Below are 24,485 nucleotides of genomic sequence, written 5' to 3' on the forward strand. Positions count from 1 at the left end.
AGCTTCTATAGGCTAGGCGCAAATAATGGCGGAGAGGGGGAGATTCGAACTCCCGATACGGTTGCCCGTATGCCGCATTTCGAGTGCGGTGCATTCAACCACTCTGCCACCTCTCCGGGGTGCGAAGGCCGTCGGCCCGCTGGTTGAGGCGGGGTGGATATCATGGGCTTGGCGGGTCTTCAAGCACCAAAAGCAAGGTTTTTGATTGACAAATGCGAGGACCGCCCGTAGTTAGGCGTCCTCTATGAACGGGCACGAGTGCCTGCTCATATCCATGCGGCAGCACACGCTGCCGTGAACCGAAGCCGGAAACTGCCAAAAAGCCAATCCGGTGGGGCTTTCCCCGCTGAGACTTGGGTTTGAACACGAGGATCAAGATGTTCGCAGTGATCAAGACCGGCGGCAAGCAGTATCGCGTTGCCGCCAACGACGTCATCACCGTCGCCACGCTCGCAGGCGAGCCTGGCACCGCCGTCACCTTCGACCAGGTTCTCATGGTCACGAACGACGGCTCGACCCAGGTGGGCGCCCCCCTCGTCGAGGGCGTGACCGTGGCGGGCGAGGTGGTGGAACACACCCGCGGCGAGAAGGTCATTTCCTTCAAGAAGCGCCGTCGCCAGAATTCGCGCCGCAAGCGCGGGCATCGCCAGGACTACACCGTGGTGCGGATCACCGAGATCCTCGCCGGTGGCGCGAAGCCCAAGAAGGCTGCGGCCAAGAAGACCACCAAGGCTGCGGCTGACGAAGCTGCGCCGGCCACCGCTGAATAAGCGCAGGCATCACACAGGAACACGGGAGTAACCCATGGCTCACAAAAAAGCAGGCGGTTCGTCTCGCAACGGTCGCGACTCCGAAGGCCGTCGTCTGGGCGTCAAGAAGTTCGGCGATCAGCAGGTCGTCGCCGGCAACATCATTATTCGTCAGCGCGGCACGAAATGGCATGCCGGCGCCAATGTCGGCATGGGCAAAGACCACACCCTCTTTGCCACGGCCAATGGCCGAGTCCGATTCCTTACGCGTCAGGGCCGAGCTTTCGTATCGGTCGTACCGGCCCAAGAGGCCGCAGAATAAACGGCAAGAGCGAAACGAAGGAGCTCCTGCCGGCATCACACCGACCCGGCGGGTAAGAGCTCCAAAAAGGCCCTAAAAAGCCAAGCTCCGATCCGAAATCGACAGGGGAGGTGGGATGTCCACCTCCCCTTCGTCATTTCCCGGGCCCAAGGAGGGCCCAACGGATCGGAGCAAGACGATGTTTCCCGACCTCACCCGTGACGATGTTTTCCGCCTCGAGACCCGCCGCCTGTGGCTGCGCTGGGCCCGTCTCGCGGATACGCAAGCCATCGTACGCCTTGCCGGTGAGAAATCGGTCGCGGAGATGACGGCTCGAATTCCGCATCCGTATCACCCGGACGATGCCGAGCGATTTATCTTCATGTCCCGGCGGTCCAATGCGGACGGTCAGGGTCTGCAGCTCGCCATCACGCCCAAGGGTAAGCCCAACAGCCTCATCGGCATGGTCGGCATCGGGCCGAGCCCGGAAACGGGCAAGCCCGACCTGGGCTACTGGCTCGGCACGCCATACTGGGGCAAGGGCTATGCCACCGAGGCCGCGCGCGCGCTGATCGACGCCTTCTTCGCCTATGGCGAGGAGGACGAAGTCACCGCCTGCGCACGGGTGATCAACCCGGGCTCCCGGCGGGTTCTGGAGAAGTGCGGCTTCGCCTACCAGGGCGCTGGACTCTCGGAATTGCCGGCCCGTTGCGGCCTCTATCCGGTGGACCACTTCCGGCTCGACCGGCGCACCTGGGAGAGCCTGAAGTCCTGGGGTCAGACCGGCCTCGTTCGCGAGCCCCTCTCGATCGAGGTCGAGGTGGACCGGGGGATGTCCCTCGCGAGCTGAAAAAACCGGGAAGCGCTTCCGCGATTGCGGGAGCGCTTCCGGCTTGTTTGCGTTGCTCCCGCGCCATCACATGGACGGGAGCATTTTTTAACCGCAGGGCCGGATCGGCTTTTGCGAAAAATGCTCCAGTCCCGTAAAGGATGCGGGTTATGAAATTTCTCGACCAAGCCAAGATCTATATTCGCTCAGGCAATGGCGGCGGTGGCGCCGTGTCGTTTCGCCGTGAAAAGTTCATCGAGTTCGGCGGGCCGGACGGCGGCGACGGCGGCCGCGGCGGCGACGTGTGGGCGGAATGCGTCGAGGGGCTTAACACCCTGATCGATTATCGCTACCAGCAGCATTTCAAGGCCAAGACCGGCGGCCACGGCATGGGCAAGAACCGTGCCGGCGCGAAGGGAGCCGACGCCGTCCTCAAGGTACCGGCCGGCACCGAAATCCTTGAAGAAGACGGCGAAACGGTCATCGCCGACATGACCCATGTGGGCCAGAAGGTGCTGCTGGCCAAAGGCGGCAATGGCGGCTTCGGCAACGCCTATTTCACCACCTCGACCAACCGTGCCCCGCGCCGGGCCAATCCGGGCCAGGAGGGCGAGGAGCGTACGCTCATCCTGCGGCTCAAGCTGATCGCCGATGCCGGTCTCGTCGGGCTTCCCAATGCAGGCAAGTCCACCTTCCTGGCGACGACCACTGCGGCGAAGCCCAAGATCGCCGATTATCCCTTCACCACGCTCCATCCGGGTCTCGGGGTCGTGCGCGCCTATGGCCGTGAATTCGTGCTGGCCGACATTCCCGGATTGATCGAAGGTGCCTCCGAGGGCGTTGGTCTCGGCGACAAATTTCTGAGCCACGTGGAACGCTGCCGGGTGCTGCTGCACCTCGTGGAAGGCACGAGCGAGGATGCGGGCGAGGCCTATAAGACTGTCCGTCATGAGATCGAGGCTTATGGCCATGGGCTTTCCGACAAGCCCGAGATCGTCGCTCTCTCCAAGGCCGATGCCCTCGACGAGGACACCCTCAAGGAGCAGCTGAAGAAGCTTAAAAAAGCCTCCAAGCAGACGCCTTACGTGATCTCATCCGCGTCGGGCCAGGGCGTGCAGGAGGTGCTCCAGGCTCTCCTCACCGTGATCGATCAGGCCAAGGCCGAGGAAGAGCCTGTCCAGCCCCAGGGAGAGTGGCATCCGTGAGCCCTGACCTTCGCCAATTCCGCCGGGTGGTCCTGAAGGTCGGATCCTCGCTGCTGGTCGACCGGGCCCGGGGCCGGCTGAACCATGCCTGGCTCGCGGCGCTGGCCGAGGACATCGCCGATCTGCATGCGAAGGGCGCCGACGTTCTCGTGGTATCCTCCGGGGCCATCGCCATGGGGCGCACGGTCCTGGGACTTCCCTCCGGACCGCTGCGGCTCGAGGAAAGCCAGGCCGCCGCCGCCGTAGGCCAGATCGCGCTCGCGCGCACCTGGTCGGAGGTGCTGGCGCATCACGGCATCACGGCGGGGCAGATCCTGGTGACGCTCGCGGATACCGAACAGCGCCGCCGATATCTCAATGCCCGCGCAACGACCCTGAAGCTGCTCGAGATGCGGGCCGTGCCGGTGATCAACGAGAACGACACGGTCGCGACTTCCGAAATCCGCTACGGCGACAACGACCGCCTGGCCGCCCGCGTCGCCACCATGATCGGCGCGGACCTTCTGGTCCTTTTCTCCGATATCGACGGGCTCTACACGGCGCCGCCTGCGGCCGACCCGAATGCCGAGCATATCCCGGTGGTCGAGCGCATCACGCCCGCCATCGAGGCCATGGCCGGCGGGGCCGCCTCCGAACTCTCGCGGGGCGGCATGCGCACCAAGGTCGAGGCGGGCAAGATCGCCACTGCCGGCGGCACGCACATGATCATCGCGGACGGGCGCACGAAGAACCCCCTCAAGCGCGTGGCCGAGGGCGGCCGCTGCACCTGGTTTCTCACCCCGTCCAATCCCGCCACCGCACGCAAGACCTGGATCGCCGGCGCCTTGGAGCCGCGCGGCACGCTTTACGTGGACGAGGGTGCTGCCCGCGCGCTCCAGGGCGGCGCGAGCCTGCTGCCGGTGGGCGTGCGCCGGATCGAGGGGACCTTCCGTCGCGGTGACGCAGTGACGATCCACAGCGAAAGCCGTGTGCTCGGCCGAGGCCTCGTGGCCTACGATGCGGAGGATGCGGCGCGCATCATCGGCCGCCCCAGCCGTGAGATCGAGGGGATCCTCGGCTATCCGGGCCGGACCGAGATGGTTCACCGGGACGACATGGCTTTGAGCGACTGATCGTCGTTCATGAGCCGCAACAGCGTCTGGGCATCGCCGGGTGCGGCGCTTTTGATGTCGTTGTCGAAATAGGCATAGACGCTCAGCCCGCTCTTTCGCCAATCGGCGATTCGGTGCGCCCAATCCCGCAAGGTCTCGGCAGAGTAGCTGCCCGCATAGCGCCCGTTGGTGCCATGCGCCCGCACATAGACGAAATCCGCCGTCGCTTCCCAGGGCGCCGGTGCATCCGCGTGATCGGAAATGCAGAGTGCCGCGTTGTGATCCCGCAGGATGCGGAAGGCGGCTTCCTCGTACCAGCTCGGATGGCGGAACTCGAAGGCGCAGCGCCGGCCCTGCGGCACCAGGGAGAGACAGCGCGCCACCCGCTCCCGTGTCTCGTCTTCAGCCTTGAAGGTGGGCGGCAGCTGGAACAGGACCGGGCCGAACTTGTCGCCGAGAGCGTTCATCCGGCCGAAGACGAGATCCACGCTCTCCTCGATTTCCTTGAGCCGCTTCATATGGGTGATGAAGCGCGAAGCCTTCCAGGCGAAGAGAAAACCTTTCGGCGATGAATCGCGCCATGCCTTCACGGCGTGCTCGGTCGGGAGCCGGTAGAAGGAATTGTTGATCTCCGCCGTGTCGAAGCGCTGGATGTAGTAGAACAGGAAGTCCTTGATCTTTAAGCGCTGCGGGTAGAAAGGTCCGTGCCAGGACCTGTAGTGCCAGCCCGAGGTTCCGATCCTGACCTCGGTCCTCATCGTGGTCGTTGAGATGGAGCGGCTTGGCTCCGAGGCTGTCGGGCGTGCTATGGATTCGGGACGATTGATTTCCCCTGAAGCTGTCAGGGGCTGGGACTTGGACATGGATGATACTCGAGCCTTGAGCGCACAATCGCTCGCGCAACACCTCAACGCGTCAGGTGCGGCTTCGGTTGGAAATCCGGACGTCCCGGCTCTCATGGCCGATCTCGGACGCCGCGCCCGTGCGGCCTCCCGGCGCGTGGCGCTTGCAAGCGACGAGAACAAGAATGCAGCCCTGCGCGCCATGGCGGCCTGCATCCGCTCCCGCGCGGATGCGATCCTTGCCGCCAATGCCGCGGATCTGGCCGACGCCAAGGCCAAGGGGCAGACCTCAGCCTTTATCGACCGCCTGATCCTCAACCCGGAGCGCCTCGAAGCGATTGCGCAGGCCGTCGAGAGCATCGCGGAGCTGCCCGATCCGGTCGGACGCGTCCTCGCCCGGTTCGAGCGCCCCAATGGCCTGGAGATCGAGCGCGTGGCGACGCCGCTGGGCGTGATCGGCGTGATCTTCGAGAGCCGTCCGAATGTCACGGCGGATGCCGGTGCGCTTTGCCTCAAGGCGGGGAATGCCGCGATTCTGCGGGCCGGTTCGGAGAGCTTCCGCACCTCGCTGGCCATAGCGGAAGCGATGGGCGATGGCCTGGAACAAACGGGTCTGCCTGCCGATGCGATCCGCCTCGTGCCGACCCGGGACCGATCCGCCGTCGGGGCCATGCTGTCGGGCCTCGACGGCAATCTCGACGTGATCGTGCCCCGCGGCGGCAAGAGCCTCGTGGCGCGCGTGCAGGACGAAGCGCGGGTCCCGGTCTTTGCCCATCTCGAAGGGCTCAACCATGTCTACGTGCATGGCGCAGCCGACCTGGAGATGGCCAAGACCATCGTTCTGAACGCCAAGATGCGCCGCACCGGCGTCTGCGGCTCCGCCGAGACGCTTCTGGTCGACAGGGCCTGCGCCGGCACGCATCTCGAGCCTCTTGTCGCGATGCTGCTCGACGCGGGCTGCGCCGTGCGCGGCGACGAAGCCGTCCAGGCGGCTGATTCGCGCGTCACGCCGGCCAGCGAAGAGGATTGGCGTACCGAGTATCTCGACGCCATCATCTCGGCCCGGGTCGTCGACGGTCTCGATGCCGCGCTCGCGCATATCGAAACCTACGGCTCCCATCACACCGATTCGATCGTCACGAACGATGAGGCGGCCGCCGAGCGTTTCCTGGCCGAGGTGGATTCCGCCATCGTGCTCCACAACGCCTCGACGCAGTTCGCCGATGGCGGCGAGTTCGGGTTCGGCGCCGAGATCGGCATCGCCACGGGACGCATGCACGCTCGCGGCCCGGTCGGGGTGGAGCAGCTGACATCGTTCAAGTACCGCATTCGCGGCACGGGCCAGACGCGCCCGTGAAGCTGAGCCCGTCCCGTTTCCGGATCAGGCCCTCGGGCCTGCCTCGTCTGCCGCGGGCGGCTCCCGGCATGCGGATCGGATTGTACGGCGGGTCGTTCAACCCGGCCCATGCCGGGCACCGCCATGTGAGCCGCATGGCCCTGAAGCGGCTCGGGCTCGACCGAGTCTGGTGGATCGTCACGCCGGGCAATCCCCTGAAGGACACGGGCGAGCTGGCGACGACCGCCATGCGCGTCGAGGAGGCCCGGCGGGTCTCAGACGATCCCCGCATCGACGTGACCGCCTTCGAGGAGGACATCGGGGCCCGTTATACGGTGGATACCCTGGCCTATCTCAAGCGGCGCTATCCGGGCGTCCGCTTCGTGTGGATCATGGGCGCGGACAATCTGGCGAGCTTCCATCGCTGGCGCGGCTGGCAGCGCATTGCCCGGATGATGCCCATGGCCGTGATCGACCGGCCCGGCTGGACCCTGAAGGCCACCCATTCCCGAAGCGCCTCGGCCCTGTCTTCCAGCAGGATCAGCGAGGCCGACGCCCCTGCCCTGCCGGGGCTTGCCCCGCCGGCCTGGGTGTTCCTGCACGGGCCACGCTCGCACCTGTCGTCCACCCAGCTGCGCCAATCGAGACGAACTTCTCCCACAGGGAGACGTTGAAAAATGGGGCCTCCCCGCATTATCTTAAGGGTCGGCACCATTGAGTGCTGTTGAGAAAGGGTCTGAACCTGAACCGCCTAACCTCCGTCGAAGCGGACAAGAATCCGCTTCCGCCTCTCTCCGGAGCGAATGCTCCGCAGGATGAGGACATCCGGGCCGCTGCCCTGGCCTCCCTCGAGGACATGAAGGCCGAGAACACGGTCGAGATCGACCTGGCCGGAAAAACCTCGCTCGCCGACACCATGATCGTGACATCGGGCCGTTCCGACCGCCATGTGGGTGCGATCGCCGAACGCGTGATCAAGGACCTCAAGGACAAGGGGTTCGGAAACGCGCGCGTCGAAGGCCTGCCGGCCTGCGACTGGGTGCTGATCGATGCCGGCGACGTGCTCATCCACGTTTTCCGTCCCGAGGTTCGTGGCTTCTACAACCTCGAGAAGATGTGGGGCGCCGACCGTCCGCAGGACCGCGTCAGCTAACCTAAGGTCAGGATCGTGCGACTGAGCTTGCTGGCCGTGGGCCGTCTCAAGAGCGGCCCCGAGCGGGAGCTCGTCGAACGCTACAAGCAGCGGGTCGAAGGCATGGGCCGTGCCTTGGGCCTTGCGGGGTTCGACATCGTCGAACTGCCCGAGAGCCGGGCGCGGCGCGAGGACGACCGGCGCGCGGAAGAGGCTGCGGCGCTCCTCGAGCGGGCCGGGTCGTCCGTGCTGATCGTTTTCAACGAGCGCGGCAAGAGCCCTTCCAGCGAAGCTTTTTCCGAGAAAATCAGGCAATGGCGCGACGAGGGCCGCCCTGGCGTGGCTTGCGTGATCGGCGGGCCCGACGGGCTCGATCCCGCGCTGCGCCAGCGCGCCGACCTCGTCGTTTCCTTCGGGGCGCTCACTATGCCGCACCAGATCGTGCGGGCGCTCGTTGCCGAGCAGCTCTATAGGGCCCTGACAATCATAGCCGGACACCCTTATCATCGCGCCGGCCACGATGATTCCTGACGGATGAAGCGCTTCAAATCCTTATTTTTCCGCAGAGCCTTAGGCTTTGCCGCCTGTATGGTTGCTGCCAGCCTGAGTCCTGCCGGGGCCCAGCAGCCTCCTGCTGCGCCTGCAACGCAGGTCACGCCCGGCGGAGCCACCGAGGAAAAGGCGAGGCGCGAGCAGGATCTGAAGGTTCTGGAAGAGGCCATCACGGCCAATGCTGAAGCCCGCAAGCGCCTCGACGCCGAGATCAATTCCATCAAGGCCGACCGGGCGAAGCTCAATGGCGCCCTGATCGAGACGGCCGACCGTGTGCGCGGCACCGAGGACCGGATCCGCGAACTGGAGCAGAGGCTCCAGACCCTCGGCTCCAGCGAAGCGGCCATTCGCCGCTCCCTGCAGAGCCGGCGCGGCGTCATCATCGAGGTCTTCGCCGCCCTCCAGCGCATGGGCCGTCGCCCTCCCCCGGCCGTCCTTGTCCGGCCCGAGGACATGCTGGAGGCCGTCCGCGCCTCGATCATGCTGGGCGCGGTCCTGCCGGAGCTGCGTCAGGAGGCCGAGGTCCTGGCCGGCGATCTCGCCGAACTCGTGCGCCTCAAGGAGGCCATCACCAAGGATCGGACGACCCTCAACGGAGAGCTGACGGCTCTCAACCGGGAGCAGGAGCGCCTCGCCGCTCTCATGGAGGCCCGGCAGAGCCGCATCGCGGAAGTCGAGCGCAATGCCGGCGCGGAGCGGCAAAAGGCCGAGGATCTCGCCCAGCGGGCCGGGACCCTCAAGGAACTGATCGACCGCATGGAGGCGGAAATCGCCGGGGCCCAGCGCGCCGCCGAGGAGGCCCGCAAGGCCGCCGAGGCGCAGGAGCGCGAAACCCGGGAGAAATTCGCCCAGCTGGCTTTCCGGGATCCGGCCCGGCTCGCTCCGAAAATCCCGTTCTCCGAGGCCCGCGGCCTGCTGCCCCGCCCCGTCAGCGGCGACACAACCCTGGATTTCGGCGCGCCCGACGGCTATGGCGGAACGACGCGTGGCATTTCGATCACGACACGGCCCAAGGCAAGTGTGGTATCACCGGCGGATGGATGGGTATCCTTCGCCGGACCGTTCCGATCCTATGGTCGACTCTTGATCATCAATGCCGGTGGGGGATACTATGTTCTTCTGGCCGGTATGGACCATATCAACGTCGATGTCGGGCAGTTCGTGCTCGCAGGCGAACCCGTTGCAACCATGGGGGAGGCTCCTCTCATGAGTTTGATCGGCGCCGCCATAGAAAAGAACAATCCCGTCCTCTATGTTGAGTTCAGGAAAGACGGCGGTTCAATTGACCCAGGTCCCTGGTGGGCAAAATCGCAAAGCGAAAAGGTTCGCGGATAATGCGCAAACTATCCCTTTTGATTCTCGGTGCGGCGATCGGCGCCGGCGGCGCGACCATGGTGTCGCAGACGAGCCTCCTGTCCGGCATGAGCGCGGTTGCCGCCTCGGCTGACACGTACCGCCAGCTGAGCCTTTTCGGTGACGTGTTCGAGAAGGTCCGTACCGACTACGTCGAGAAGCCGGAAGAGTCCAAGCTCGTCGAGGCCGCCATCAACGGCATGCTGACCTCGCTCGACCCGCATTCGAGCTACATGGACGCCAAGAGCTTCCGCGACATGCAGGTGCAGACCCGCGGCGAGTTCGGCGGCCTCGGCATCGAGGTCACCATGGAAGACGGCCTCGTCAAGGTCGTGACGCCGATCGACGAGACGCCCGCCTCCCGGGCCGGCATCCTGGCCAACGACGTCATCACCCACATCAACGACGAGCCCGTCCAGGGTCTCAACCTGAACCAGGCCGTCGACAAGATGCGCGGCCCGGTCAACTCGTCGGTCACCCTCAAGATCCAGCGCAAGGAATCCAAGGATCCGGTGGTGGTGAAGCTGACCCGCGAGACCATCAAGGTGCGTCCGGTGCGTGCCCGCGCCGAGGGCGACATCGGCGTCCTGCGCGTGACCCAGTTCAACGAGCAGACCTATGAGGGCCTGCGCTCCGGCATCGAGAAGCTCACCAGCGACATCGGCGCCGACAAGGTGGCGGGCTTCGTCGTCGACCTGCGCAACAACCCGGGCGGCCTGCTCGACCAAGCCATCATGGTCTCCGATGCCTTCCTCGAGCGTGGCGAGATCGTCTCGACCCGCAGCCGCAACGCGGAGGATACGCAGCGCTTCAGCGCCAAGGCGGGCGACCTGACCAAAGGCAAGCCCCTGGTTGTCCTCGTGAACGGCGGTTCCGCCTCGGCATCCGAGATCGTGGCCGGCGCCCTGCAGGACCACAAGCGCGCGACGGTTCTCGGCACCCGCTCCTTCGGCAAGGGATCCGTGCAGACCATCATCCCGCTCGGCGGCAATGGGGCCGTGCGCCTGACCACGGCGCGCTACTACACCCCGTCCGGCCGTTCGATCCAGGCCAAGGGCATCGATCCGGACATCGAGGTGCTGCAGGACGTGCCCGACGAGCTGAAGGGCAAGGACGAGACCAAGGGCGAGGCCGGTCTGCGCGGCCACCTGCAGAATGGCGGCGAGAAGGAAGAGCGCGGCGGATCCTCCGCTTACGTTCCGCCGGATCCCACCAAGGACAAGCAGCTTCTCGCTGCCTATGACCTGCTGCATGGCGTGCGCAAGGGTGCAGCCAACACGACCACGACACCCAACTGATCGACACTCGTTCTTTCGTTCGAGAAACAATGATGCAAAAGGGCCTGGCGGACCGCACCGTCAGGCCCTTTTCGCGTTCATGCACCGGCGACAGGGGCGAGAAGCTTGTGCAAGGCCCCGCGAAGCGGCACTCTTCCGACACATCGTGCGGAGCCGAAGGAAGCGCCCGTGGAAAGTGGATCCGCCCTTCCGCCTTCGACGTTGAGCCGCATAAGGGTTGAGCATCGATCCATCCCGAAAGTGGATTCCCCTTTCGGGTCCGAGGCTCTAGCCTGCTGTGGAGCCATGCACCGGCACTCTTCGAGAACCGGCTGCCGGATGTTTCCGCCATTGAAGGGGTAAGAGTCGTATGAGGAGCGCAAGAGGATCACAGGCCAGAAAGGATCTGCCCTACCGCTCCTGTGTCGGCGTGATGCTGATCAACAAGGATGGCTTGGTTTTCATCGGCCGACGTCGTTCGGAAGCAGATGCGACCTCCGACGGATATTCCTGGCAAATGCCGCAGGGCGGCATCGACCCCGGCGAGGAGCCTTACGAAGCCGCCTTGCGGGAACTGTATGAGGAAACCAGCGTCAGCTCGGTGAGCCTTCTGGCGGAAGCGCCGGACTGGTATGCCTATGATCTCCCGTCCATGGTCGCGGGCCGCGCCTGGCGCGGTCGCTATCGCGGGCAGAACCAGAAATGGTTTGCCTTCCGCTTCGAAGGCGACGAGAGCGAGATCAATATTCATCAACCCGGCGGCGGTGGCCACAGGCCCGAATTCGATGAATGGCGCTGGGAGTCCATGCACCGTCTCCCTGAATTGATCATCCCCTTCAAGCGGCCTGTTTACGAGAAGGTCGTGGAAGCATTCGCGCCGTTCTCGTCGCAACATCTTCAAGCCTCGGACCAGACCTGATCAGTCTTATATAAGCACAGTTTCCCACAGCTTAAGCTTCGGGCAGCCGTGTTTATCCAAGCAGTCATCGCAGGCAGTTTTTACAGCACGACCCATTCATGAAGATGAACGGGAGATGTACGCTTTTCTGCTTTGAAAAGTGAACGGAACACAGCTGAAAACATCTCGTTGACACGCATCGCGAAGGGCTCGCTTGAGCCCTCTGATCATGGGAGATCTTCGATGCGTAAAACTTTGATGGCGACTGTTGCGGTGGCGGCTCTTTCCTTGAGCGTGGCGGCCATGGCGCAGACCAGCGGCGGTTCGAGCGGAGGCGCTTCCGGCCGTGCGGCGGGTGGAACCTCAGGCGGCTCGACGATTATGACGCCCGGCGGTTCGTCGGGCGGTAGCGCGGGCGGCGCTTCATCCGGTACGTCGAGTGGAACGACATCGGGTTCCGCATCCGGCGGCGCGAACGCTCCTTCCGGTAATGCCGGCAGCGCGGCGGACAGCACTTCCTCCGGCACCTCTGGCGGAGCACGCAGCACGACTTCCGGCAATGCGTCGGGTGGGACGAACGGCGCCAAGAGCACGACCGGCAGTGCAACCGGCCAGGCAGGCGGCGGCGCACATACGACCGGCAGCACATCCTCGTCGAGCCCCACGAACGTCACCGTGACATCCGAGCAGCGCACGCAGATCTCGCAGTCGTTCAGCAGCGTGCATGTTCAGCCGCTCACGGACGTGAATTTCAGCGTCAGCGTCGGCTCGACCATTCCGACCTCCGTAACGACCCTGTACGACTGCCCGGACAATGTCGAGCGCATCCTGACCGGCCTTCCCGAGTGTAAGTACGTGGTCGTGAAGGATCAGATCGTGATCGTCGAACCGCGCACCCGGCGGATCGTGACGGTGATCGAGCATCGGGGCTGACCGGATCGCATCCCTGCAAAGCTGTCCTTAAAAGAGCGAGGCCCGCGGTCACACGGCCGCGGACCTTGCGTGTCCGGGGCAATCAGGTGTGACGCTGCGATTAGGGAATGCCAATGTCACTCTGTGCAATGTGCTAAACGCCTCTTACGCTGCGTAGGAAACGATGCAGGTCTGCGCACCGCGCGTCTTCGGCTTGCGGTGTTCGTCAAGCAGTTCCAGCGCCACGCGGGCATAACGACGGAACTCGTCCTTGATGATGTCGGGCTCGCGATCCCATGCCGGCGCATCATCTTCGGAATCATAGAGCGCACGCGCAACGAATTCGATTTCGGCTTCCATCACAAGCCCCTCCTCGCGGCTTTTAAGACGATCAACGATGTCTGCCGAAAATTCCCCAATAGCGCCGGTTCGCGCCGCCCCGATGTTTGAAATCCGCATCTCTCTTCGGCTTCGGCCATTTGTTCGAAAGGGAATGTCGTCTGCAAGTTTGAAGAGGGGGTAACCCGAAAGCGACAGAAGCAGCGGGAAGCGGAGCATCCGGAACGTGTGCAAGCGCCGGTTGTTTGCTTCATGATGCCTTCAGATTATGGCCAGCTGTGCGGATCACGCGCATGGTCGGCTTATCATTCGTGACGCTCGGAGGTTCTCCCATGGCGAGAAAGCCTGAGGACGTAAAACCGCAAGATGGAGCGACACCAGCGCACTTGAGCGACAATGATGTGCCGCTCGAGCAGATGCCGGAGGCCAATGCGCAGATCGGAGCCACGCGAGCCGGAACGGATGCCCCAGCCCATGAGAAAGTGCATCCGAAAGTCCATAAAAGCCAGGACGAGGAGCCGGTTCAGGACACAACCGATCAACCTGTCGTGGAAGACGAGCCCTAGCCCTGATGGCTCGCGAGAGGCGCGGTCAATTTCGTCATCTCTTCGGAAGCTGGGTGGCCAGCGGCGCGAGATCCGGGTTCACGGTGTCTGAAGAACCGGGATGCCCCTTGGCCGCCACCCTGGGGATCACACTGGCGCATCAGACCTGAAAGCAGACCCACTTTGAAGATCCGTCCGATGCCCCACTCCTGGAAGCGCGCATCATTGATCCGGACCTTCAGGGCCGCACGATGGGCTAGAGCATCGGACGTGAAATCGAGCTCACGCCCGATGGTTTAAGCTTTGGCTTAACGCATCATTTCACCCAAAACCGGTGCCCACTTTTGCGTTCGATGCTTTAGAAGATGTCCCATTGCGGTGATGTTCCGGCCACAAGCTCGTAAAGCCCCTCGATCACTTCCCCGTGGGCTTGGAGCCGTTGCTCGGTCGTTGTGGCCTGCTGGAGGTCATAGTCATGGTTATAGAATAGCTTATCAAAGGCATCGACCGGAGTGGGATCAGCGGAAGTTCCCGTGATCTTCCCGTCCTCAACGCCTGCCGAATAATCGAGGCCACCGTAGAGGCCGTAATAGATTCCGTGAGTGCCGAAATGAAAGTATTGCAGATCAGGAAGCATGATCGTTCCTCGCTTGGTTCTCCTTGAGAAAACCTCATGCTTGCCCCGTTTTGTGTCGATTGAGGGGCTACAGGCAACCTAGCCATAGGGGAATGGTCGATCGCGCAGAGCCCTTCCGGGCGGCATAGGGAGTTCCTTGAAGGTCTCGCCCATAACGGCACTTCTGATCGTTTCTCGGCTCACGCCATAGTCCTTCGAGAGCTTGCCCCATTCGCATTCTCCAGACGTAAACCTCAGGCGAGCTTCAAGAACTTGCTCAGTTGTAAGCTTTCGGTTTCGGGGTGCCACGACGAACCTCCATAAGAACATAGAGTGAACATCTCATGGGATCCAAGGATTCGTCGATAGGCTGTAGGGCAGCCTGTGGAGAGCGTGGACAGGAACAGATGGGCGAGCCCAATGTGACCGGGAGGGCTTACGCAGCCTGACGTTTCCGGTGGCTCGTCAGTCCCTGCGAGAACCCTGATTTCTCGTGCTGATCCTCCGGGAGCTTGTCACCATCGCGCCGTAGGTCTTCAGAATGCGCCGCAATAGAATTAAGCTCCATTCCTCAGGAGTGAATGGCGGACAGTCACAGTCAGAAATCCAGTGTCGGGCAAAAGAAAACTCACGGCATATCACCTCATGTATCACCATGAGCGCCGTGCGATGGGCCCTAAGTCACTGGAAATAACGGCAAAACCAAGATGAACTTGGTGCCCCTGGCCGGGATCGAACCAGCACTCCTTGCGGAACTCGATTTTGAGTCGAGCGCGTCTACCAATTCCGCCACAGGGGCAAGGACCCGCGACGTACCATGGGCGGCGAAGGTTGGTCAATGCGCGAGATGTGAAGGGAAGCCGCAAGGCTTAGCCCTCGCAATTCCGGGCGCCTTGTGCTCAAAGAGGCGCGGGGCAAAGGGCCCCGATCCGGATCTGAACCTGTCGGAATCCCATGCTGAGACGCCTCTACGACTGGACCCTGTCCCTCGCGGCCCGACCTTCGGCCCCCTATGCGCTGGCGCTGGTGTCCTTCTCGGAAAGCTCGTTCTTTCCGGTTCCCCCGGATGTGATGCTCGTCCCCATGATGCTGGCCCGGCCCGACAAGGCCTGGTCGTATGCCCTGATCTGCACTGTCGCGTCCGTTCTGGGCGGCATCCTGGGATACTTCATCGGGTTGGGGCTCTACGATTCGATCGGGGCGTGGCTGTTCCAGCTCTACGGCCTCACCGAGGGAGCGGAGACGTTCCGGCACGCCTATGCCGAATACGGTCATTGGGTGATCCTGCTGAAGGGCCTGACGCCCATCCCCTATAAGCTCGTGACCATCACCTCGGGCTTTGCGGGCTACCACCTGGGTTGGTTCATCCTGCTGTCGATCCTGACCCGCGGCGCCCGCTTCTTCATCGTCGCCCTCCTGATGAGCAAGTTCGGACCCAAGATCAAATCGATCATCGACAACCATTTCAACCTGGTGGCGGCCCTGGCCATCGCGGCCTTCGTCGGCGGCTTCGTCGCCTTCCGCTACCTTTTCTAGAGGGAGGATCCGATGCGGATCAGCCTCACCATGCGGCAGGCCGCTCTCGCGGTGGCCTTGGGGGCGGCAGCCGCTGTCGGCGGAGCGCTCATCTTCGAGCACGTCTTCGGCTATGTGCCGTGCAAGCTCTGCCTGATCCAGCGCAATCCCTATTACATCGCGATCCCGCTGGGCCTCGTGGCCGCGTTCCTGCCGCCCCGCTATGCCCGCGCCGGGCTTTGGCTCCTGGCGCTGATCTTCGTCGTCAGCGCAGGGCTGGGGGCCTATCATTCCGGGGTCGAGTGGGGCTTCTTCGTCGGGCCCAGCGATTGCGGCGGCGGATCCGGCGCGGCCGCGGGCAACGTCGGCGATTTCATGAGCCAATTGCAGAACACCCGGGTCGTCAGCTGCACGCAAGCGGCCTGGCGCTTCCTCGGCCTGTCGCTGGCGGGATGGAACGTGGTGATTTCCCTGGCATTGGCCGCCTTCGCGGCAATCGCCGCGGCCCGCAAGGGTTTTCATATCGGCCGGTGAGGCCTTACCCGTAACGTCGGAGACATTTCATGAGCATTCAGGCTCTCAAGGACGAAGTCGCGCGGCAGTTCGGGACGCCCGCCGTGGTGATCGACCTCGACGTGGTGGAGCGCAACATTGCCCGGCTCCAGGCCCTGTGCGATGCGGCGGGCGTCGCCAACCGCCCGCACATCAAGACGCACAAGAGCCCGGTCATCGCCGCCATGCAGCGCGATGCAGGCGCGCGGGGCATCACCTGCCAGAAGCTCGGCGAGGCCGAGATCATGGCCGGGAACGGCCATGACGACATCCTGATCTCCTACAACATCCTGGGCGAGGAGAAGCTGAACCGGCTCGGCCGTCTGCTGTCTCACGCGAAGGTCACCGTGGCGGCCGACAACCCGGTCGTCGTGGCCGGCCTGCCGCAGGCGGCCGCCATCGCCGGGCGCGATCTCGACGTGGTCGTGGAATGCGATACCGGCCGCAAGCGGGCGGGCGTGGAGACGGTCGCGGAGGCGGTCGCGCTCGCCAGGGATATCGCATCCCGCCCGGGTCTCTCGTTTGCCGGCTTCATGCTGTACCCGCCGGAGAACGCAATGGCCGAAACGCAAGCCTTCCTCGACGCGGCCACGGCCGGTGTGCGGGAGCTTGGTCTCGAGCCGCGCATCGTCTCGTCCGGGGGTACGCCCAATCTCGTCAATCTCGGCAAGATCAAGGGCGTGACCGAACACCGGGCCGGGACGTCCGTGTTCAATGACCGGATGATGCTGGCGGCCGGCGTCGCCCAGCTGGAGGATTGCGCCCTCACCGTCTACGCGACGGTGGTCAGCCGCGCCGGTCCCGAGCGGGGCATTGTCGATTCCGGCTCGAAGACCCTGACCAGCGATACGGGCGGCCTCGAAGGCCATGGCCTCATCCTCGAGCACCCGCAGGCCAAGATCGCCCGCTTTGCGGAGGAGCACGGCTTTCTCGATCTCTCCGCCTGTAACGACCGTCCCAGCATCGGCGATGTGGTGCGCATCGTGCCGAACCACGTCTGCGTCGTGGTGAACATGGTGGACCGGCTGGTCACCGTGCGTGGAGACAGGATCGTGGGCGAACTGCCCGTCGCGGCCCGTGGGCGGCTGACCTGAGCAGGAAGAAGGGGTTCAGGGCTCCAGTTCGCTGTCCCAGTAGAGATAGTCCATCCAGCTGTCGTGAAGATAATTCGGCGGGAAGAGGCGACCGTTGGAGTGGAGATCGTGGACGGTGGGGGCGAAGGGGCTCTGCCGGGGCCACATTTCCACCTCGCGGGGCAGCTTGTCCCCTTTGCGGAGGTTGCAGGGCGCGCAGGCGGCGACGACGTTTTCCCAAGTGGTTTGCCCGCCCTTGGACCGGGGGATCACGTGATCGAAGGTAAGGTCCTCGCGGTCTCCGCAATATTGGCAGCTGAAGCGGTCGCGCAGGAAGACGTTGAAGCGGGTGAAGGCTGGGTGACGTGACGGTTTGACGTAGGTTTTGAGCGAAATGACCGAGGGGAGACGGATCTCGAAGGTCGGACTTCGCACGACCTTGTCGTATTCGGACACGATGTTGACCCTGTCCAGGAACACCGCCTTGATCGCATCCTGCCAACACCAGATGGACAGCGGGTAGTAACTCAATGGCCGGTAATCGGCATTGAGAACGAGGGCCGGGCAGGCCTCCGGTCGCACAACAGGCTGGACGTGTATCGTCACCTCACCTCCTCTTCAACTTAAGAGAAGCGTCGTTTCCCGTTGGATTAGACTATAGGCAATATGACACTGTTGTGAAGATCCGGGTCCAGACGTTTGTGACGCACCCACAGGAAGTGCGGCAGGGCAAATCTGGGCTTTGTCCCAGGAGCTTGGGTGTCTGCGATGAACCTTCTCCACCAAGGATTGGCCTGGATCGAGCCCGCCATCGTCACCTATGGCGTTCTGGCCCTGCTCGTCATTCTCTACTTCGAATCGTTCGGGGTTCCCCTGCCCGGGGAGAGCGCTCTCATCGCCGCCTCCCTCCTGGCCGCCCGCGGCGATCTCGTGATCGGCCATGTCTTTCTGGCAGCCTGGCTCGGGGCCGTGCTCGGTGACAGCACCGGCTATCTGATCGGGCGGCTCGGGGGGCGGCCGCTCCTGAACAGGTTCGGCTATCTGGTGAAGCTCACGCCGGACCGCTTGGCCCGGCTCGAGAAAACGGTGGAGACCAAGGGGTTCTTCATGGTCCTCACGGCACGCTTCATCGTCGTGCTGCGGCAGCTCAACGGCCTCATCGCCGGGTCGGCGGGCATGCCCTGGCCTCACTTCGTCGCGGCGAATGCTCTCGGGGCCATGCTGTGGGCGGGTTTGTGGAGCTTCGGACCCTATTTCTTCACGGATGCCTTCAAGCGGCTGGTCTGAGCGTCTCGATCAAGGAATCGCGAGTTCGAAATGCGACCGGTCGGCATTCCTGAAACTCTGGAAATGACCTCCCCAGCGGATGGGTACGCCAAGCTCCAGGGCGGCCCTCTTCATCGCATCGGCAATCCGGTTCTGGGCTGCCCGGTCGAAGATCACCCTCCCCTCCCGATCGAGCGGCCACAAATCGACGGCATTCCCGGAACGGTGCATGCTGTCCTGCGTCCGGGACCAGCCCCAGGCCACGGCCATCCGTTGGAGCTTCCCGTCGCGTTTGCCGGAACCGATCACGAAACGCTGGCCCGGGTTATCGTCCTGCGCCTTCCGGACCACCTTCGCGAGAGCAGGATTGAGCGCACCGAGATTCGCCTCGTGGGACCTGACCGGATCCGGGTTCCACGCGCGAAACATGACGAGTTGATCTCGTCCGAGATCGTCCCTGGCCGGGATTTTCGCGTAGACGCCGCCCGGACCATAGAGAGAAGAGTTGGTTACGTTGGGAAGTCCTTGCGGATCACCGGCGACTTCGGACTGCGCCGAGGCGTTCGGGCTAAAACCGCAAACTGCAAGGCCGAAGACAACGAGGCAAACGGCAGACGCTTTCTGAATCATGGTGCCGGAACCATCGCAACTGGATAGTTCCAAATCAAGGCGTCGCCCGCGGAAGCATCTGCTCCTCGAAGAGCGCATCGTGCGGAGCCGAAATTCGGTTCCGCACGATGCGCTTCGCAGGTCGATGCTCAATCCGTGAAGCGGACATTCTTGTCCTTGCAGACATCGAACTCGGAAAGATCGGCGGTCGATTCGTCCTCGAAGGTCGCTGCGACGGTGACGGTGCATCCGGACATCTTCGGCAGCTTCAAAGTGGTCTTGGCCTTCGGTGCGAGCGGCTTCGCGAGCCTGACGGTCTTCCCGCCGGCCTCGACGGTGACGTCGGTCACCGCGACCTCGCGGGCATTGGTGACGAGGACGGCCGAGGCCGGCTTCGCCGGCGCGGCCATGGCGCTTGTGGCCGTCAGCAGGAGTGCCGTGGCGGCGATGATGCGGAAAGTCATGACTATTCCCCTCTGTACCGTTTGAGATTCGGTAAATGCACAGAGACGGTCCGAGCCGTCGCTCCGAAACCGTCGCGATGCTGATTGACTGACGCTTGAGCATCGTACGGGCCGAGAGGGCCGCACGATGCTTTCATCTATCTTTCATCTATAGAGACGCATCGGACGTGAAATGTGCCCCATTCTGGGATTGATCCGCAGCTCCCTCTCTTGGCTGGTACATCGTTCGACGCGGACCCGGAGGGCCGCACGACGCCCATGTCGATCTTCGCCGACATGTCCAATGGTTGCACGGAGCGTTCATCAAAGAAAGAGCGCCAGTTGCCTGTGGCGCTCGAGGGAGGCCGCCTTTCACGGCCAGTTCCAGAGGAAACAACGACCGTGCCGTATCGGCACATGAAGAGGCTGCGCCTGAGAGGTTAACAGACCGTTACCGGGATGCGTGAAGTTGGACAGGCGATTGCTTTTCGCTCAGGCCCTGCTTCTGGCTTTCAGCCAGCGTTCCGCAGGGGTCGCCAGCACCGTGGTGAGAACCACGATGGCGGCGCCGATGCACAGGGACAGGGACGGGATCTCGCCGAAATAGAGCCAGCCCGCGAATCCCGAGAACAGGATCGACAGGTAACCGATGGGCGCGAGGAGGCGTGCCTCCTGCTTCTGGTAGGCCTGCAGCCAGCAATATTGGCCGAGCTGCGCCAGGACGCCGACAAGGATGATGTTGGGTGCCTCGCTCCACGGAATCGGCACCCAGACGAGAGCGGCCGGGATGGATGTCAGGAGCGTCAGGCCGACCGTGTAGAAGAGCATCAGGACGACGGTGTTCTCGCCGGCAAGGCGCCGTGTCTGCACGACCGCGAGGGTGCCGAAGAATACGGATCCGAAAGCCGCCACCAGCCCCATGTTCCAGGGAATCGCGTCCGGCTGCACCATGATGACGACGCCGACGAAGCCGAGCGCCGTGAACGCATAACGAATCCCGCTCACGCGCTCACCCAGCATCATGGCGGCCATCACCAGCAGGAGGAGCGGCCGGGTGAACCCGATGGCCGTGACCAGCGCCAGGGGCAGCGCCGCGAAGGCCGCGAAATTGAGGGTGAGCGCCGCCGAGTTGAAGGCCACACGAGTCAGGTGGCCGCGGATGTTCGTCAGATCCGCCAGCTTCCGGCGGTGATGCCATACCAGCGGCGCCACCGAGATGAACCCGACCAGCGACCGCAGGAAGACGAGCTGAATCGCCGGATAGGTCTCGCCCTCGGCCTTGACGAGGGCCTGCATGGTCGTGACCAAGGCCATGTCGAGCAGGAGCCATCCCGCGCTGATCCAGAGAGGAACAGGAGGCGCGCCCGATCGGCTGTCCGGCTCGGCTGCCATGTTCTACCAGGCGGGCTGAACGAGGTTTGCCAGGAGGCGGAAGGCACCGGGAACGAGCTTGTCCAGCTGATGATGCAGTACGAGCGCCACATGCGTGTGCCGTCCTCGACCGATGCGGCCTGATATCAGCGCCCCCTTGAGCGGGTTCTCGCCCGGATCGTTGAGGGACAGAAGCTCCTCGTAGGCCGGATCGTAATCGGCCGCGAAATAAAGCCCCCGCTCCTTGTCCCAGCCCTGCCAGTCGCTCGCATCGATTCTGTTCGGCGCATTCAGCAGGGGACTGTCCGGCTTCAGGACTTTCACCGGGGCGGCAGGATCGGTCACGCGCCACCGGAGCGACGGCGAGCCGATGACAAGGCGGCGGGGCGGCGTGCGATCCGGGTCCCAGCCATCGGTCGGACGGTGGTAGAGCGTCACCAGATGGCCGCCTTCCTCCACGAACCGATGCAGCCGTTCGGTCGCGGCCTGAAGGTCGCGTCTCAGGCCGAAGGCGAAGATGCCGATCACGATGGTGGTGAAGGTCGCAAGCGCGCCGTCCTTGAGATCAGCCTCGGCAAGATCCGTCACGTCTAAGCCGAGGCGGCGCATATGCGTGCCGACATTGTCGCTTCCGCCGCCGACATAGCCGATGCGGGCCCCTTCCGGCAGGGCCACGTCGAGCGTCAGGACCTTGAACTCCGCCGGAGCCACGAACGAGACCGGCCGGACGTGAGGATAGGCGATGGTCTGCACCGAGCTTGCCGGCCTGCCTTCCACGATCGGGATGAGGCGCGAGACACCGGGCTGCGGCCGGTGTGGCGGATCGATCATCCAGTCGCCCTCCTGTTGCCGGACGCTCCAGCCCTGCGGCACCTGCCAGTCCGTCGGCTTCGCCCCGATGGCCCTGACCCGGATGCCGGAGGCCGGTTCATTCATCCTCAGGACCGCGAAGGTCGGATCGACGGAAAGGGATTGCTGCGGCCGGTTGGTGAAAGGCTCCTCGGGATCGAGATCGATCGCGACGCAGCGGTCGTGCAGCGTGCCGGTGATTCGGATGCCGGCCGCGCCGTTTCCACCCATGGGATCGAAGGCTTCCGGATAATTGCCCGTGTGAGGAGCCGTTTCAGGAATGGTGATCGCATAGCGGACATGCCCCGGTTCACGGGACGCCTCTGCTGCCTTGATACCATCGGGAAGCCGGGGTGCCATCGTCAGATCGGCGATGCCGGGAGCATCGACGGCGACATGCAGGGCCATCTCGGCTCCTGGGTGGCCCGCTCCCTGGAAGATCGCCCGTGCCGTCTTCGCATGGGCCTCGAAGAGCGCGGCATCGATCTCCCGGAGCTTGCGGTCGAGGCGATGGCCTACTTGGTCGAGGACAGGCCGGTCCATGTCCTTCCTCGCGTCCTCGATCAGCCGCGCCGCAGCGCCGAGGGACTCGCTGACAGTCCTTCGATCAGGGAAGGCCGCCACCGCGGCATCGATACGCTCCTGTGCCTCTCGCAGAGCGGAGCCGGCCGCTTCCGTCACGCCCGCCAAGGCGGCGAGCTCGCCGAGCCCTGCAGGAAGATGATCGCGAATATCCTGCTCTGGCCCCGGAGCAGCGCCGGCCCGGAGCTTCAGATGGAGGCTCCACTGATCGACCGGATTGTCCCGCCATACGCCCATTCCCTGAGACGCGTGCGCTGCGCGGGACCATTCGCCGAGCTGCCGATAGGCCAAACCCGTGACCGCATCGCCACCGGAGATCTGAACGCCGAGCGTTGCGGGCGGCGGCGGCACTTCGTCGTCATAGGCATAGCCCGCCCCCGACCATGCCGGGAGATAGAACTTGGAAACCTGCCAGGGCGCGAGGCCTTGTTTTGCATGGTCCGGAAAGGCTGCAGGATCGGCTGCCAGGGCCAGGGCCGTTTCGGCCGCGCGGGTCATTGCACGGTGATGGCCATGCTGCCCGGGCACGTCGAGGAACGTGGGAATCACGATGTCGGGCCGGTACCGGCGATAGGCCCGGACGAGCCGCTCGACGATCCGCTCCTCGCCCCAGCGACGAAGGGTGTCGTCGCCGTTCTTGGAGAACCCGAAATCGTGAACCGGATCGTCCGGTCCATGACCGAGCCATGCCACGTCGGCATCGATGCGGCGGGCGCTTTCCTCCATCTCGGCGGTCCTGAGCACCCCGAGGGCGCCGCCCCGCTCCGGTCCGAGGGCATTCTGCCCGCCCTCGCCCCGGGTCGAGCACGCGACCACGATCCGCATGCCGTAGGCGAAGCGCAGGGCAGCCAGCAGGCCGTTGTGCTCGTCGTCCGGATGCGCGCCCGTGTTCATCACCGTCAGCACGGACGGGAGCCGGCTCAGGGCACGGTGCAGGCGGACGAGGGCCGGCTGATGAATGGCACGGGCGAGACGGCTATGGTCATCCGGCAAGGGAGGTCTCCTCGTTCGATTGTTCACGTTCGGCCGCGTGGGCCGTATCGAGACGCGGTGTCATCGTCTCCAGGAGGGGCAATGCGGCGGCGCCCAGCGCCGCCGTCAGGCCGCCGGTCCGCCCGTGAATCAGGCGGGCCTCGCTCCGGTTCCTGCGCCGAGCGACGGACAAGGGAAGCGGCTGCATGGCCTGGACGAGGTCCTCCAGCAGGCCGGGCGGGAGCACGCCGCCGAGCACGATGGCTTCCGGATCGAAAAGGTTTTCGAGCATCGCCACCTGGGGAGCCAGATACCCGGCGGCTTCGTCGATCCACTTCAGAACGACAGGATGCTTCTCGCGGTGGAGACGTTCGAGGTCCGCGTAGTCGATTTCATGGATTCCGGCCGCTGCCAGTTGCTGCGCGAGGGAATGGAAGGAGGCATAGGCCTCGAGGCAGCCATGCTGCCCGCACGAGCAGAGACGTCCGCCCTTCGCCACCAGCACATGCCCGATCTCGCCCGCGTTGCCGTTGGCCCCGCGATAAGGTCGACCGTCGATCATGATGCCTAAGCCGAGGCCCTGCCCGAAATAGATCAGGCAGAAGTTCTTCAGGTTCCTGGCGACGCCGTGAAGACGCTCGCCGACGGCGGCCGCGGTGGCGTCGTTCTCCAGGGTCACGGGTGCGCCCAGCATGCCGCCGATGCGAGCGACCGCATCGAAGTCCAACCATCCGGACAAAGTCGTCGGCCCGACGGACGTCATGCCCTCGACGTTGAAGGGACCCGGCATCACGACTCCGACGCCCAGGAGCTGCGGAACGGGAGGGTCCAGCTGCGCCTGCGCTGCCTCGATCTCGGCCTTGATGACGGGAAGCACGGTCTCGGGATCGTTCTGCGGAAGCGGCACGCTCCGCTGGGCGCGGATGCGGCCGCCGATATCCACCAGGAGCGTCGAGATGTGGTCGGCCGCGATCTCGATCCCGGCGGTCATCCCGCCGTTCGGGTTGACGGCAAACTGGATTGGCGGCAGGCCGCGCCCGGCCCTGAGGCGTCCGGTCCTGATCAGCAGCCCGTCGGCGACGAGATCCTCGACGATGTTCGAGACCGCCTGGGTGCTCAGATGCGCGTGGCGCGAAATTTCCATCCGCCCGACCGGCCCCAGTTGGCGCACCACATCGAGCACCACCCGCCGGTTGTGGGAGCGGTTCCGCTCCGGATTGCTTCCGATCGTCGACGGCGTCCCGGCTTTGGCTTTTCTCGGCATCTCCACCACTCC

General features: G+C 64.2%; 27 protein-coding genes and 2 tRNA genes. 18 read left to right on the top strand and 11 right to left on the bottom strand.

Annotated elements, in window-relative coordinates:
- Window positions 1-26: 26 nt before the first annotated feature.
- Window positions 27-116: transfer RNA gene (locus DDF70_RS01260), tRNA-Ser, on the bottom strand.
- A 261-nt stretch (window positions 117-377) separates the two neighbouring features.
- Between DDF70_RS01260 and rplU the strand changes: the two genes are divergently transcribed.
- From rplU to proB, 5 genes are all read left to right on the top strand, one after another.
- A complete protein-coding gene (gene rplU, locus DDF70_RS01265) occupies window positions 378-770 on the top strand; it encodes a 50S ribosomal protein L21 (RefSeq protein ID WP_009763278.1) in 393 nt (130 codons plus the stop codon).
- Between the two features lie 34 nt (window positions 771-804).
- Window positions 805-1,071 (top strand): 50S ribosomal protein L27, encoded by a 267-nt coding sequence (rpmA, locus tag DDF70_RS01270; RefSeq protein ID WP_009763277.1) that lies wholly within the window; start codon window positions 805-807, stop codon window positions 1,069-1,071.
- A gap of 178 nt (window positions 1,072-1,249) precedes the next feature.
- Complete coding sequence (locus tag DDF70_RS01275) at window positions 1,250-1,900, top strand: GNAT family N-acetyltransferase (RefSeq protein ID WP_114943045.1); 651 nt, start codon at window positions 1,250-1,252, stop codon at window positions 1,898-1,900.
- 149 nt (window positions 1,901-2,049) lie between these two features.
- Window positions 2,050-3,084: a GTPase ObgE gene (gene obgE, locus DDF70_RS01280; protein ID WP_114943046.1), complete on the top strand. Its 1,035-nt coding sequence runs from the start codon at window positions 2,050-2,052 to the stop codon at window positions 3,082-3,084.
- Window positions 3,081-4,196 (top strand): glutamate 5-kinase, encoded by a 1,116-nt coding sequence (gene proB / locus DDF70_RS01285; protein ID WP_114943279.1) that lies wholly within the window; start codon window positions 3,081-3,083, stop codon window positions 4,194-4,196. Before obgE ends, proB begins: the two co-directional genes overlap by 4 nt.
- Here proB and DDF70_RS01290 read toward each other — a convergent pair.
- On the bottom strand, window positions 4,166-5,038 hold the full coding sequence (locus DDF70_RS01290) for a DUF72 domain-containing protein (RefSeq protein WP_245435319.1): 873 nt from the start codon (window positions 5,036-5,038) through the stop codon (window positions 4,166-4,168). The two genes, proB and DDF70_RS01290, sit on opposite strands and share 31 nt — an antisense overlap.
- Before the next feature lie 94 nt (window positions 5,039-5,132).
- Here DDF70_RS01290 and DDF70_RS01295 point away from each other — a divergent pair, with 94 nt between their 5' ends.
- The 8 genes from DDF70_RS01295 to DDF70_RS36325 all read left to right on the top strand — a co-directional run bounded on the left by DDF70_RS01295 (window position 5,133) and on the right by DDF70_RS36325 (window position 12,498).
- Complete coding sequence (locus tag DDF70_RS01295) at window positions 5,133-6,374, top strand: glutamate-5-semialdehyde dehydrogenase (RefSeq protein WP_114943048.1); 1,242 nt, start codon at window positions 5,133-5,135, stop codon at window positions 6,372-6,374.
- On the top strand, window positions 6,371-7,027 hold the full coding sequence (locus DDF70_RS01300) for a nicotinate-nucleotide adenylyltransferase (RefSeq protein WP_114943049.1): 657 nt from the start codon (window positions 6,371-6,373) through the stop codon (window positions 7,025-7,027). Before DDF70_RS01295 ends, DDF70_RS01300 begins: the two co-directional genes overlap by 4 nt.
- A 44-nt stretch (window positions 7,028-7,071) precedes the next feature.
- Window positions 7,072-7,506 (top strand): ribosome silencing factor, encoded by a 435-nt coding sequence (gene rsfS / locus DDF70_RS01305; protein WP_425374038.1) that lies wholly within the window; start codon window positions 7,072-7,074, stop codon window positions 7,504-7,506.
- Between the two features lie 15 nt (window positions 7,507-7,521).
- On the top strand, window positions 7,522-8,016 hold the full coding sequence (gene rlmH / locus DDF70_RS01310; protein ID WP_114943050.1) for a 23S rRNA (pseudouridine(1915)-N(3))-methyltransferase RlmH: 495 nt from the start codon (window positions 7,522-7,524) through the stop codon (window positions 8,014-8,016).
- Between the two features lie 3 nt (window positions 8,017-8,019).
- Window positions 8,020-9,372, top strand: coding sequence for a murein hydrolase activator EnvC family protein (locus tag DDF70_RS01315; RefSeq protein ID WP_114943051.1), 1,353 nt, complete (start codon window positions 8,020-8,022; stop codon window positions 9,370-9,372).
- Entirely contained in the window at window positions 9,372-10,688 is a 1,317-nt protein-coding gene (locus tag DDF70_RS01320; RefSeq protein ID WP_114943052.1) for a S41 family peptidase, read from the top strand. Before DDF70_RS01315 ends, DDF70_RS01320 begins: the two co-directional genes overlap by 1 nt.
- A 349-nt stretch (window positions 10,689-11,037) precedes the next feature.
- Window positions 11,038-11,586: an RNA pyrophosphohydrolase gene (locus tag DDF70_RS01325; RefSeq protein WP_114943053.1), complete on the top strand. Its 549-nt coding sequence runs from the start codon at window positions 11,038-11,040 to the stop codon at window positions 11,584-11,586.
- 222 nt (window positions 11,587-11,808) lie between these two features.
- Window positions 11,809-12,498, top strand: a complete 690-nt coding sequence (locus DDF70_RS36325; RefSeq protein WP_162820174.1) for a DUF1236 domain-containing protein — start codon at window positions 11,809-11,811, stop codon at window positions 12,496-12,498.
- Between the two features lie 144 nt (window positions 12,499-12,642).
- On the opposite strand, the gene DDF70_RS36330 is transcribed toward DDF70_RS36325, so the two are convergent.
- Window positions 12,643-13,035: a hypothetical protein gene (locus DDF70_RS36330; protein WP_162820175.1), complete on the bottom strand. Its 393-nt coding sequence runs from the start codon at window positions 13,033-13,035 to the stop codon at window positions 12,643-12,645.
- Window positions 13,036-13,148: 113 nt separating this feature from the next.
- On the opposite strand from DDF70_RS36330, the gene DDF70_RS01345 reads away from it, so the two are divergent.
- A complete protein-coding gene (locus tag DDF70_RS01345; RefSeq protein ID WP_162820176.1) occupies window positions 13,149-13,382 on the top strand; it encodes a hypothetical protein in 234 nt (77 codons plus the stop codon).
- A gap of 337 nt (window positions 13,383-13,719) precedes the next feature.
- Here the strand turns inward: DDF70_RS01345 and DDF70_RS01350 are convergent, their stop codons facing one another.
- Window positions 13,720-13,998, bottom strand: coding sequence for a hypothetical protein (locus DDF70_RS01350; RefSeq protein ID WP_114943058.1), 279 nt, complete (start codon window positions 13,996-13,998; stop codon window positions 13,720-13,722).
- Between the two features lie 693 nt (window positions 13,999-14,691).
- A tRNA-Leu gene (locus tag DDF70_RS01360) sits at window positions 14,692-14,776 on the bottom strand.
- Window positions 14,777-14,931: 155 nt separating this feature from the next.
- Here DDF70_RS01360 and DDF70_RS01365 point away from each other — a divergent pair.
- The 3 genes from DDF70_RS01365 to DDF70_RS01375 are packed head-to-tail and all read left to right on the top strand — an operon-like array spanning window position 14,932 to window position 17,138.
- On the top strand, window positions 14,932-15,513 hold the full coding sequence (locus tag DDF70_RS01365; RefSeq protein ID WP_114943060.1) for a YqaA family protein: 582 nt from the start codon (window positions 14,932-14,934) through the stop codon (window positions 15,511-15,513).
- 12 nt (window positions 15,514-15,525) lie between these two features.
- Window positions 15,526-16,026 carry a disulfide bond formation protein B gene (locus tag DDF70_RS01370; protein ID WP_114943061.1) on the top strand — a complete coding sequence of 167 codons (501 nt, stop codon included), beginning with the start codon at window positions 15,526-15,528 and terminating at the stop codon, window positions 16,024-16,026.
- A 29-nt stretch (window positions 16,027-16,055) separates the two neighbouring features.
- Complete coding sequence (locus tag DDF70_RS01375; RefSeq protein ID WP_114943062.1) at window positions 16,056-17,138, top strand: D-TA family PLP-dependent enzyme; 1,083 nt, start codon at window positions 16,056-16,058, stop codon at window positions 17,136-17,138.
- Window positions 17,139-17,153: 15 nt separating this feature from the next.
- Here the strand turns inward: DDF70_RS01375 and DDF70_RS01380 are convergent, their stop codons facing one another.
- Window positions 17,154-17,723 (bottom strand): HNH endonuclease, encoded by a 570-nt coding sequence (locus tag DDF70_RS01380; protein WP_162003246.1) that lies wholly within the window; start codon window positions 17,721-17,723, stop codon window positions 17,154-17,156.
- Window positions 17,724-17,906: 183 nt separating this feature from the next.
- Between DDF70_RS01380 and DDF70_RS01385 the strand changes: the two genes are divergently transcribed.
- Complete coding sequence (locus tag DDF70_RS01385) at window positions 17,907-18,404, top strand: DedA family protein (RefSeq protein WP_114943281.1); 498 nt, start codon at window positions 17,907-17,909, stop codon at window positions 18,402-18,404.
- Between the two features lie 9 nt (window positions 18,405-18,413).
- Here the strand turns inward: DDF70_RS01385 and DDF70_RS36335 are convergent, their stop codons facing one another.
- From DDF70_RS36335 to DDF70_RS01405, 5 genes are all read right to left on the bottom strand, one after another.
- Entirely contained in the window at window positions 18,414-19,013 is a 600-nt protein-coding gene (locus DDF70_RS36335; RefSeq protein WP_162820177.1) for a M15 family metallopeptidase, read from the bottom strand.
- 128 nt (window positions 19,014-19,141) lie between these two features.
- On the bottom strand, window positions 19,142-19,456 hold the full coding sequence (locus DDF70_RS36340) for a hypothetical protein (protein ID WP_162820178.1): 315 nt from the start codon (window positions 19,454-19,456) through the stop codon (window positions 19,142-19,144).
- Window positions 19,457-19,927: 471 nt separating this feature from the next.
- On the bottom strand, window positions 19,928-20,827 hold the full coding sequence (locus DDF70_RS01395) for a DMT family transporter (protein ID WP_114943064.1): 900 nt from the start codon (window positions 20,825-20,827) through the stop codon (window positions 19,928-19,930).
- A gap of 3 nt (window positions 20,828-20,830) precedes the next feature.
- Window positions 20,831-23,230 (bottom strand): PIG-L family deacetylase, encoded by a 2,400-nt coding sequence (locus tag DDF70_RS01400; RefSeq protein ID WP_114943065.1) that lies wholly within the window; start codon window positions 23,228-23,230, stop codon window positions 20,831-20,833.
- The gene (locus DDF70_RS01405; RefSeq protein ID WP_114943066.1) at window positions 23,220-24,473 is read right to left on the bottom strand and encodes an ROK family transcriptional regulator; all 1,254 of its coding nucleotides are present in this window, start codon (window positions 24,471-24,473) and stop codon (window positions 23,220-23,222) included. The genes DDF70_RS01400 and DDF70_RS01405 overlap by 11 nt, the downstream gene beginning before the upstream one ends.
- Window positions 24,474-24,485: the final 12 nt, after the last annotated feature.

It is taken from the genome of Microvirga calopogonii (assembly GCF_003347665.1).
Lineage (GTDB): Bacteria > Pseudomonadota > Alphaproteobacteria > Rhizobiales > Beijerinckiaceae > Microvirga > Microvirga calopogonii.